This is a genomic window from Peptostreptococcus sp. MV1, assembly GCF_000758885.1.
Classification (GTDB): Bacteria; Bacillota; Clostridia; order Peptostreptococcales; family Peptostreptococcaceae; genus Peptostreptococcus.
In genome coordinates this window covers 1-11072 of the sequence record NZ_JRNB01000059.1, presented here as the reverse complement: position 1 = coordinate 11072, position 11072 = coordinate 1, and the positions used below count along the sequence as shown (strand labels likewise).

The 11072-nt window shown below is 38.0% G+C and carries 10 protein-coding genes; 6 read left to right on the top strand and 4 right to left on the bottom strand.

The features are described from left to right. Positions 1-887: N-acetylmuramoyl-L-alanine amidase (locus HMPREF1639_RS09070; protein WP_207640739.1), on the top strand; the 887-nt coding region annotated here is incomplete at its 5' end. Positions 888-922: 35 nt separating this feature from the next. Here the strand turns inward: HMPREF1639_RS09070 and HMPREF1639_RS04655 are convergent. The 3 genes from HMPREF1639_RS04655 to HMPREF1639_RS04645 all read right to left on the bottom strand — a co-directional run bounded on the left by HMPREF1639_RS04655 (position 923) and on the right by HMPREF1639_RS04645 (position 1665). Then, positions 923-1153 carry a hypothetical protein gene (locus HMPREF1639_RS04655; RefSeq protein ID WP_036763861.1) on the bottom strand — a complete coding sequence of 77 codons (231 nt, stop codon included), beginning with the start codon at positions 1151-1153 and terminating at the stop codon, positions 923-925. 97 nt (positions 1154-1250) lie between these two features. Beyond that, positions 1251-1436, bottom strand: a complete 186-nt coding sequence (locus HMPREF1639_RS04650; protein ID WP_198021061.1) for a hypothetical protein — start codon at positions 1434-1436, stop codon at positions 1251-1253. A gap of 91 nt (positions 1437-1527) precedes the next feature. After that, positions 1528-1665: a hypothetical protein gene (locus HMPREF1639_RS04645; protein WP_036763859.1), complete on the bottom strand. Its 138-nt coding sequence runs from the start codon at positions 1663-1665 to the stop codon at positions 1528-1530. 367 nt (positions 1666-2032) lie between these two features. Between HMPREF1639_RS04645 and HMPREF1639_RS04640 the strand changes: the two genes are divergently transcribed. The 3 genes from HMPREF1639_RS04640 (at position 2033) to HMPREF1639_RS04630 (ending at position 6236) form a co-directional block, all read left to right on the top strand. Next, a complete protein-coding gene (locus tag HMPREF1639_RS04640; RefSeq protein ID WP_052045422.1) occupies positions 2033-2599 on the top strand; it encodes a hypothetical protein in 567 nt (188 codons plus the stop codon). A gap of 338 nt (positions 2600-2937) precedes the next feature. Next, a complete protein-coding gene (locus tag HMPREF1639_RS04635; RefSeq protein ID WP_036763856.1) occupies positions 2938-5628 on the top strand; it encodes a cation-translocating P-type ATPase in 2691 nt (896 codons plus the stop codon). Positions 5629-5906: 278 nt separating this feature from the next. After that, entirely contained in the window at positions 5907-6236 is a 330-nt protein-coding gene (locus tag HMPREF1639_RS04630; protein WP_036763854.1) for a DUF2325 domain-containing protein, read from the top strand. Between the two features lie 157 nt (positions 6237-6393). Here HMPREF1639_RS04630 and HMPREF1639_RS04625 read toward each other — a convergent pair whose 3' ends face one another. Beyond that, a complete protein-coding gene (locus HMPREF1639_RS04625; protein WP_036763853.1) occupies positions 6394-7491 on the bottom strand; it encodes a DEAD/DEAH box helicase in 1098 nt (365 codons plus the stop codon). A gap of 375 nt (positions 7492-7866) precedes the next feature. On the opposite strand from HMPREF1639_RS04625, the gene HMPREF1639_RS04620 reads away from it, so the two are divergent. Both HMPREF1639_RS04620 and HMPREF1639_RS04615 read left to right on the top strand, forming a co-directional pair. Next, entirely contained in the window at positions 7867-9807 is a 1941-nt protein-coding gene (locus HMPREF1639_RS04620; RefSeq protein WP_036763850.1) for an aconitate hydratase, read from the top strand. A 1-nt stretch (position 9808) separates the two neighbouring features. Beyond that, positions 9809-10843, top strand: a complete 1035-nt coding sequence (locus tag HMPREF1639_RS04615) for an isocitrate/isopropylmalate dehydrogenase family protein (protein ID WP_036763848.1) — start codon at positions 9809-9811, stop codon at positions 10841-10843. Positions 10844-11072 lie beyond the last annotated feature (229 nt).

Sequence of the window (11072 nt, the reverse complement as noted above, 5' to 3'; positions counted from 1 at the left end):
TATATAAATATGATGATGTTATAAAAGAAAGCGAGGTAAAAGGAATGAAGATATTCTTAAGTGTAGGTCATTCGATTTTAAAAGGTGGGGGTTGTACTTCCGCAAGTGGATATACGCACGAGTATAGATATAATAAGGAGCTAGCCCCTTATGTGAAAAGGGCCTTAGAGTCGCTAGGTCATTCATGCGACGTGATAGTTTGCCCTGAGGGCGTATTTACCAACTGGAAGCAGGAAGCTTCATATAAATTGCCGATTGCCAATAGTGGCAAGTACGATTTAGTGTGTGAACTACACCTAAACGCCTTTGATGGCCAGAAACAAGGTTCAGAGGTATTATATTACCCAGGAGATAGAAAAGGACAGGAGATAGCTACTAGAGGGTCTAGTGCTTTGTCTAAGTTAGGCTTTAAAAATAGAGGCCCTAAATCAAGAGGAGACTTATATATTATAGGAAGCACTAGACCTACAGCAGTGCTATTTGAAAGTTTCTTCTGTGATAATAAACAAGATTCAGACTTGGCCAAGAAGTTAGGATTTAAGAAAATAGCCGAGGCAATAGCCTATGGACTTACTGGCCAAGTAGTAGATAGTGATGTAGAAGAAGTAGAACAGACTACTCAAAAGGTAGTACCTAAGTCAGGATGGATCCAGGAAAATGGCAAGTGGTTTTATTACGATAAGAATAAAAGAAGGACAGGTTGGCTAAAGTCAGGCAAGCAGTGGTTTTATCTACAACCTAATAAAGACGGTGAGATGGCTACAGGTTGGCTAAAGTACAATAACAATTGGTTTTACTTCAATTCTAAGGGCTATATGCTTACTGGTAAGCAGACCATAGATGGCAAGACTTATGAATTTGATAACAATGGTTATTGGATAAAGTAGACATTAAAATAGGGGGCTTATTTGGCCCCCTTGTTTTAGTTTTCAGCTACTCTCATGATTATTTCATCCATTGCTGAGTTGAAGTATAGTGTGTTTTCGATTAAATCTTCTAAAGTATCGTCTGCCTCTAATTCTTTAGAAGCTTCTTCAATCTCTGATACTAGCTTATCTTCTAGCACTTCCCACTTTCTTTCATCCATATTGCTGTAGCTTTCTTTTTTGCTTTCGATAAATTTTCTTACTTCCTTTGTGATTAGATTTGTCATTTTCTTAGTCTCCTTTTTTACTTATATTTTTTGAGGTTTCCCTTACCTCTTTCTTTAATTATATTATACTATCGATAGTATAATTTGTCAATACCTTTTACGAATTTTTTAATTCTTTTTTTCTGATTTCTATTAGAGTTTCTAGCTCTTGAATATCATCTACAGTAGCTTGCTTTTTAATAAAATTTCTTGCCGTAGACCTATTTCTCAAATATCTAGCATGCTCTCTATTTTTCTCTTGCCATTTTTTATTTGCTATAGTTTGGTTATTTTTATCTTCCATCACCTTGCGTCCTTTCTCTTGCTCTGATATAATTAGATTATCAGAAGGGTGAGCAAGCACCCTCTTGATAACTTTTTTAGTTGCCCTGCTATTAATTTAGTAGGGCTTTGATTTTTGCTTTAGCTTCTTCTAAGTCCTTGCATTCATTTAGAATTTCAAGTATTTTCCTTGTTTGGTTTTCTTCAGCTACCTCTTTTAGTAATTCGCTTGTGTTCATTTCTTCGTTCATTTTATTCTCCTTTCTGCTCTTGCTAGCTTACTCGTAAGTTATCTCTTACTGTACTTATATTATACTATCGATAGTATAATTTGTCAATAGGTTTTTTAAAAAAATTTAAAAAATATTTTTAAACTAAGGGACAAATAGGGGACAAATTTATTTATTATATTAAACATCTATAAACATCTATAACATAACCACCATTGAAAATACTACAGTTTAAACATCTATAACCGATAATGACACAACATACTTAATTTTTAAAAAATAATGAAATTTTTAGTAAATAGTTATGCTTTCTACTATACAGCCTAGTGCTAGTAAAGTATAATGAAGTTAAGGAATAAGTTTTAATATTTGAGAAAGGATGGTATATATGAAAAATCTGCAATCGAACAAGAATAATAGCGTAAGGTTCTATAATATGTTTTTCCCACTGTGGGTATTGATCCTATTTCCAATGTTTTGGCTAGTATCCATGCCGTTTAATTTTGTTATCGATTCAATAGTCCTCTTAATAGGACTTAGGTTGGTTTCATCCTCAAAGATTTGGAAAAACTATTCTAGGTCTATACTGAAAGTTTGGATATGTGGCTATATAGCTGATATGATAGGTGGAGGCCTTATGTTTTTGCTTGCTATGAAGGCACCTGATTTTAAGGGGACTTTTGCTGAGTTTCTAGTCCCTGTTACAGAAAATGTTATGATGAATCCATTTAAGACAGTGAGCTCATTTATCTTTGTGAGTGTAGTTGTAATATTAACAGCAATACTAATCTATATTTTCAATTATAAGATTTGCTTGAAAAAAACTGATTTGAATCAGGTTCAGAAGAAGAAGATTTCAATGCTTTTAGCTGTTTTGACTGCGCCATATACCTTCTACCTACCTACTATGACTTTTTACGATATATTCGAAAAAATAGCGGGATATTTTTCATAAACAAGGCCTTACTTGAGACTCTCAAATAGGGAATTATAAGCAAATTGTACTAGTCAAGAAAAGTGTATACAAAAAATATATATTTTCTCCCCATTGAGTAGAATTTCATAAGCTATAAATGATTGACAAGAGGGGTATTAGTATACTATACTTATTACTTGAAGGGGAGTAGCACTATAGTATACTATATCCGTTAATCGTCAGGCCAGTATAATATATACTCGGTTAACAGACAAGGGCAACCTTGACAGCAAGACCTTCAAAATAAGCAGGGAGATTATATGTTTATTTTGAGTGTCATGTTGTCGAGGCTTTTTTTATGTTGAATGGAGGTTTTTATGCAAGAAGTAAATGATAAAAAATACTATCTGATGGATAGTGAACAAGTCTTGAAAGACTTGGCTGTAGACCAAGATGGGCTTTCTCAGGATGAGTCAGGCCTTAGGTTGGAAAAGTACGGCAAAAATGAATTAAAAGAAAAGGAAAGTGACCCAACTTGGAAGATTTTTCTGGAGAGTTTCAAGGACCCGATGGTAATTATCCTGATAATTGCAGCAGTAATCCAGATAGTTACCGGTTCGCTGATGGAATCCCTAATAATCTTCTTAGTCCTGATTTTAAATGCAATTTTGGGTACGGTCCAAACAAAGAAGGCAGAGTCTTCGATTAATAGTCTAAAGCAGATGTCTGTTCCAAGTGCCAAGGTGGTCAGAAATGGTGAAAAGTTGACTATATCATCAAAGGAGGTAGTACCAGGCGATATAGTCCTTTTAGAAGCAGGTGATTATGTGCCGGCAGATGGCAGGCTCCTAGAAGCAGAATCCCTAAAGATTGTGGAGGGTATGCTGACGGGAGAGTCGGAGCCAGCCAACAAGTCTATTGATAGGTTAGAAGAGGATTGCAGCGTTGGTGACAGGGTAAATATGGTCTACTCTACATCAATGGTAGTTAATGGTAGGGCTAGATTTGTGTGTACTAGCACAGGTATGAATACGGAGATAGGTAAGATAGCAGACCTATTGGACAATACTGAAACAAAGCAGACACCACTACAATCAAATATAGAGAAGTTTTCAAAAAAACTGGGTATAGCTATTTTGGCTATATGCCTATTTATATTTGTTGTAGAGGTGATGAGGGCCTTGACACATCCAAATTCGGGTGACATCAAGATGGTAATATTGAATTCATTTATATTTGCAGTTGCTATAGCAGTTGCAGCCATACCAGAAGCCTTGTCATCAATAGTTACCATAGTCCTATCCATGGGTACAAAGACCATGTCAAGAAAGAATTCCATAATAAGGAAGCTGCCTGCAGTTGAAACCCTTGGATCTACATCTATAATATGCACTGACAAGACTGGTACCCTGACTATGAACAAGATGACTGCTCTTGAGTACTACAAGTATGATGGTGAAGATGTAGCTTCTATAGGGGTGTCGGAAGAGTCTCTAAAGGACTTGGCTGACATAGGAAACTTTAATACAGAGGATATGATAAGTATTGCAGCAGCCCTTTGTAATGACTCCGTTATCAGTGAAGAAGGCAAGGAAATAGGAGACCCAACAGAGGTAGCCCTAACAGTGTTTGCTGACAGGAAGGGTTATATTACTAATAGGATGAGGGATATATACCCTAGGATCCAGGAGTTACCTTTTGATTCAGATAGGAAACTAATGTCCACTGCCCACAATATCAGTGGTAGGGATATAGTAATTACCAAGGGGGCTCCGGATATATTGATATCTAGGTCAGTCAAAGTCTTGTCTGGTGACCAGGTCATAGAAATGACTGAGGACATTAGGTCTAGGCTCAAGGAACAAAATGAGGCTTATTCAAGGAAGGCCCTAAGGGTATTGGCCTTTGGATATAGGGAACTTGGCCAGGGTGAGATACTAGACATTGAGTCAGAAAAGGACTTTGTATTTATAGGCTTAATAGCCATGATAGACCCACCTAGGGAAGAGGTTATTGACGCAGTGGCCAAGGCCAAGAGTGCCGGTATCAAGCCAATTATGATAACTGGTGACCACAAGACTACAGCAGAGGCTATAGGTAAGTCTATAGGCCTATTTGAGGATGGAGATATATCCTATACAGGTCGGGAGTTGGATAATTTGACTGACCAGGAGCTAGACCAGCAATTAGAGAAGATTAGTGTCTATGCCAGGGTATCACCTCAAAATAAGATCAGGATAGTTGCTGCATGGCAGAAAAAGAACAAGGTCACAGCCATGACAGGGGACGGCGTAAATGATGCCCCGGCCCTTAAAAATGCCGATATTGGTATAGCTATGGGGTCTGGTACAGAAGTTGCCAAGGATGCCTCAGCGATGGTTTTGATTGATGATAACTTTGCCAGCATTATAGATGCAGTAGAAGTTGGTAGAACCGTATACAGTAATATCAAAAAGTCCATAACTTACCTGTTTTCAGGTAATTTGGGGGCTATAATATCTATACTATTTGCTGTCTTTGCAGACTGGGCAAATCCTTATACAGCCCTTCAGCTGATATTTATAAATATGGTAAATGACTCCTTGCCAGCAATTGCTCTGGGTATGGAAAGTCCTGAAGAGGGTACAATGTCCTCACCACCAAGGTCAAAGAATGAAGGTCTACTAGGTGGAGGAACTTGGCAGGCAATCTTGTCTAGGGGAGTTTTTGTAGGTATAGCTGCTATAATAGCCCAATACATAGGTATGAAGCAGTCAGAACAGATGGGGGTAGCCCTAGCCTTTACAACACTATTGTTGTCTAGGACCTTCCAGACATTTGCTTGTAGGTCTGACTTCCAAAACCCATTCAAATTGGGATTCTTCTCAAATAAGTATGTTATATGGGCAGTTGTAATATGCTTGGCCCTATTTGGAGTAGTTATGCTACCATTTATTAGACCGATATTTGCAGTGCCAGCTGTCTATTCTATGAGAGATTTTGCCGTATCTATTGGACTAGCCATAGCTTCAATAATATGTATGGAGATTACTAAGGCTATAACATACAAGAAAAAGTTTAAAAAATAATCGCTTGATAAAAGAGATATCTCTTTGAGAATCTTTAGAAGTTAGATTTTAATAGTTAGATTTTATATTCAGTCGGCTTGTCTTGACCTAGCGTCCAGGCAGTCCGGCTGTTTTTTTGTGAGAGTGAAGAAAGTTGCAAGTAATTGAAAAAAATTATCGATAACTATTGACAATTTTTAGATTTTTGTATATTATATATACAAGAGATGATAACAATTATCATAGAAGGAAAGAATTTTATTAATTTATATATTGAGTATTTGAAGGGGGTTCTAATTATGAGCTTGTTGGTCATAGGCGGACATGAGAGAATGGAAAAAGATTATTATAAGTTAGCCAAGAATAGGGGTTATAAGACAAAGGTATATACTACTATGTCTAGTCAGGTTAAAAATTCTATAGGGAGTCCAGATGCAATAGTTATAATGACATCTACTGTGTCTCATAAATTGTCGAGGATAGTTGAATCACAGGCAAAGAAAATGAATATTCCTATTTTTAGACACAAGAACAGTAGCAAGGTTGCTTTTAATGAATGTCTAGAGGAGATAGATGTTTGCCTGGGAAATTGTGTAAACTGTGGGAAAAATAAGTGTAATAAGAACTAAAACGTGCTTTGGTAAGTTTTGTTAACAAATAAGATATTAGACGGACATTCTTATAAGGATGTGTGAAAGTCGAGGGGGTATAACATAGATTAATTAGTTATGCTATGTAAAATAAAAAGGGCTGGCCTATAAGGGACAGTCCTTTTGCTTGCAACAATTATTTTTTAGAAGTATTCTTTAATAGCCTTTTAACCTCTTCAAAGACAGGCATATTTTTTTCAGTAACCATAGAGCAAGCCTTGCCTTCCCTACCAAGTCTACCGGATCTTCCAACCCTATGGACATAATCTTCTAGTCTCTCAGGAAAGTCGTAGTTGTATATGTGGGTAATTCCACCTATATCTAGTCCCCTAGATGATAGGTCTGTCGAAATCAAAAATTGTATCTTGAGGTCCCTGAAGTCTTTCATGATTTTCTCTCTTTTTGTCTGGCTGATGTCGCTGTGGATTTTTTTGCAATTGTAGCCAGCTTGACCCATTTGTAGCTCCAATTTATCTACCCTGGCCTTGGTCCTGCAAAATACAATGGCCATAAAGGGCCTATCTTGGTCAATTATCCTACAAAAATCATCAAACTTATTCCTGTCTGTAGTTTGTATAAAATGCTGGTCAATTAGGTCAGGTATTTCCTTGTCTGTATCTAGGTTCAGGATTTCTAGTGAGCTTGCATACCTATAGGCGAGTTTTTTGACCTTGGGGTCTACGGTTGCAGACAGGAAGAGGATTTGCCTATAATTTTTCATATTTTTGATGACTGTGTTAATTTCATTTCTAAATCCCATCAAGAGCATTTGGTCTGCCTCATCTAGGACTAGGCAGTCTGTGTTCGTTATATCTATGCTCTTCCTATTGATATGGTCCAATAGCCTACCAGGTGTGGCGACTATTATATTAATGTTATTTTTCAATTTGTTAATTTGCGACTGGATGTCACGTCCCCCATATATAGGTAGTATAGAAAGTTCTTTATCCAGTTTATCTACTATTGATTGAGCTTCATTTCCTATTTGGATTACTAGTTCTCTTGTTGGTGCTAGGACCAGTACTTTTTTTACTTGAACCAGGTAGACCTTGTTGATCAAGGGAGCCAAAAAAGCCAGTGTCTTGCCAGTGCCTGTATTAGATTCAATTATAAGGTTTTGTCCATCAAGTATCTTGCCAATACTCATTTCCTGCACTGGTGTCGGTTTTTTTATACCGGATTTTGCCAGTGCCTTTACTATGTCTATATCAAGTCCTATATCTGTAAATGTCATATGCATTCCTCCTAATTCATTAGCTTATTATAGCATTTATTAGCTTGTAATAGCTAGTCGATTGAAAAAATTAGTAATCTAAATACTAAAAATGTCGGTGTTTCAGGTCTAGACTAGTCTGGATAAAATGTCTAAAAAAACAATGAGTGATAAATGACAAATAAATGAATTTAGTAAAAATAAAAGTTGCAAAAATAAGCCAAAATTTCAAAAAAACACCAATAAAAAGCTTATAAATGAAATAAAAAAAATAAAAATATCAAAAATATTGATAAAAGCCTTGATTTTAATGAGGATAAGACTTATAATGAAAATAAGAAAATGAAAGAATATGTAAAATTCTTGCATTTAATTGGAGACTGGGAAGGTGATTAGATGGGAAGGAATATAGTTGAAAAAATTTTGGACAAGCATTTGATAGAAGGTGAGTTGGTAGCTGGAACTACTGCAGGCATTAGGATAGATAGGACTCTGACTCAGGATTCTACTGGTACGATGGCATATTTGCAGTTGGAGGCAATGGGTATAGATAGGGTCAAGACTAAGAGGTCTGTAGCCTATATCGACCACAATATGCTACAGCAGGGCTTTGAAAATGCAGATGATCATAAATATATACAGACGGTAGCCAACAAGTTTGGGATTTATTTTTCTAGGCCGGGAAATGGTATCTGTCATCAGGTGAATTTGGAGAGGTTCTCTGTGCCTGGGGATACCCTACTAGGATCAGATAGTCATACACCTACAGCAGGTGGGGTAGGTATGTTGGCAATTGGTGCGGGTGGATTGGATGTTGCCCTTGCCATGGCAGGTGAGCCATACTATATAAAGGTGCCTCAGGTAATAAAGGTCAACCTTATGGGCCAATTAAAGCCAATGGTTACATCCAAGGACATTATACTTGAAGTCCTAAAGAGACAGACTGTAAAGGGTGGAGTAGGCAAGGTTTATGAATATGGTGGACCGGGACTTGCAAGCCTATCAGTGCCTCAAAGGGCTACAATTACAAATATGGGAGCTGAGCTAGGGGCTACAACATCTATATTCCCTAGTGATGACAAGACTAGAGAGTACTTTATAGCTGAGGATAGGTTAGAGGATTGGGTCGAGCTTTTGGCAGACGAAGATGCTAGCTATAACCAAGTTATAGATATAGATTTGGGTGACTTGGTGCCAATGGTGGCAGCACCTCACAGTCCTGACAATATCAAGTCATGTAAGGAAGTTGGAAGGATAAAGATAGACCAGGTTGCAATAGGTAGCTGTACAAACTCTTCCTATGAAGACCTGATGAAGGTTTCTAGAATTTTGAGGGGCAGGAAGGTTGCCGACCATGTCAGCCTAGTTATAGCACCGGGTTCTAGGCAGGTTATGGAGATGATAGCGAGAAATGGAGCCCTTGCTGATATTATCAGTTCAGGTGCTAGAATACTGGAAAATTCATGTGGACCATGTATAGGTATGGGCCAGTCGCCGGGAACAGATTCTGTTAGTATCAGGACTTTTAACAGGAACTTCTACGGTAGATCTGGAACTAACTCAGCCCAGGTATACCTAGCCAGTCCAGAACTTGCAGCAGTCAGTGCTATTTACGGTTGCCTAATGGACCCAAGAGAGGCAGACTTTGACATTGATTTTTCTGATATACATGTAGATAATTTCTTAATAGATGACAGCATGATTATAAAACCTCAGGAGGACCCAACTAGTGTTGAGGTAGTGAGAGGACCAAATATCAAGTCTTTCCCACTTAACACAAGTTTGAGTGACAAGGTAGATGGCAAGATAATTATAAAGACTGAAGACAATATTACCACTGACCATATAATGCCTTCAAATGCCAAGCTCCTTCCATACAGGAGTAACATACCTCACTTGGCCAACTTCTGTTTCTCTACAATAGATGAAAACTTTGCCAAGAGGGCCAAGGAAAATAAAGGTGGTTTCATAGTAGGTGGCGACAACTACGGTCAGGGTTCATCAAGAGAGCATGCGGCCCTAGCACCATTATACCTGGGTATCAAGGGTGTAATTGCCAAGTCGTTTGCTAGAATACATAAGGCCAACCTTATAAATAGTGGTATCATACCTATGGAATTTGAAAACATGGAAGACTACGACAAGATAGACCAGATGGACTCACTTGTAATAGAAAATGTATACCAGGGCTTGAAGGATGGCAGGCTAGAAGTGAAGGATGAGGAAAAGAATATCTCCTTCATGGTAAAGGCCAACTTCAACGACAAGGAAATAGATATGTTGATGGCTGGAGGTAAGTTGAACAGTATAAAGATGAGAAATAGTAAGGAGGTCTAGTATGCATAAGATTACCCTAATACCGGGAGATGGAATTGGACTAGAGGTTACAGCTGCTATGAAAAAGGTAGTTGAGGGCACTGGTATAGATATACAATGGGAAGAAGTAGTAGCTGGAGAGGCTGTACTTGAGGAATATGGTACTCCGCTTCCTGACTACGTCATTGATAGCATCAAGAAAAATAAGATTGCAATAAAGGGTCCTATAACTACACCTGTAGGCAAGGGCTTCAGGAGTGTCAATGTTGCCCTTAGAAAGGAATTAAACCTATTTGCCAACGTAAGGCCAGTTAAGACTTTTAAGGGTATCAAGTCTAGGTATGATGATATAGACTTGACTATTATAAGGGAAAATACAGAAGACCTATATGCTGGTATAGAGCACCAAATAGGTGACTATGCAGGTGAAAGTATCAAGCTGATAACTAGGGATGCGTCTGATAGAATAGTAGACTTTGCCTGCAAGTACTTAAAGGACAATGGTTATAAGAGGTTGACAGGTGTCCACAAGGCCAATATTATGAAAATTTCTGATGGATTATTTTTGAGGGTCTTTGATGAGGTTTGTGATAGAAATGGAATATATAGGCTTGACAAGGGCCAAGAAGCCAAGGGCATCTATGCGGATGATGTCATAGTTGACGCAGCTGCCATGAACCTGGTATTAAATCCAGAACTGTTTGATGTTTTGGTAATGCCAAACCTATATGGAGACATATTGTCAGATCTTTGTGCAGGCTTGGTAGGTGGTCTTGGTATTATACCAAGTGCCAATATAGGCCAAGACTATGCAGTCTTTGAAGCAGTCCATGGTAGTGCACCACAGATAGCAGGGCAAGGTATAGCCAATCCTACTGCCCTTATCCAGTCAGCAGTTATGATGCTGAGATATATTGGAGAGCATGAGGCAGCCCTTAAGATAGAAAGTTCCCTAAAGGAAGTCTTTGACAAGGGGCAAGTTTTGACAGTTGATTTAGGAGGAAGGGCTAGTACTGATGAGTTTGCAGAAGAACTTTGCAGATTAATCAGAGGCTAGTATAGATATAGATATTCTGACAGGCTTTTACTTGTAGAGCGTCAGAAAAATTACTTAGGCAGTCGCATAATTACATAGACTTGCAAGAATGAAAAGGCAGACCAAGAGGTACAATTTCCTTCCCGTATCTTGGGGTCTGCCTTTTTGTATTACAGTTTGAGATTTTGTTTGTTTTATAGGTTCTTTGTCAACTAGCGTTGATGAATAAAATCCGAAATTTATGCGACAG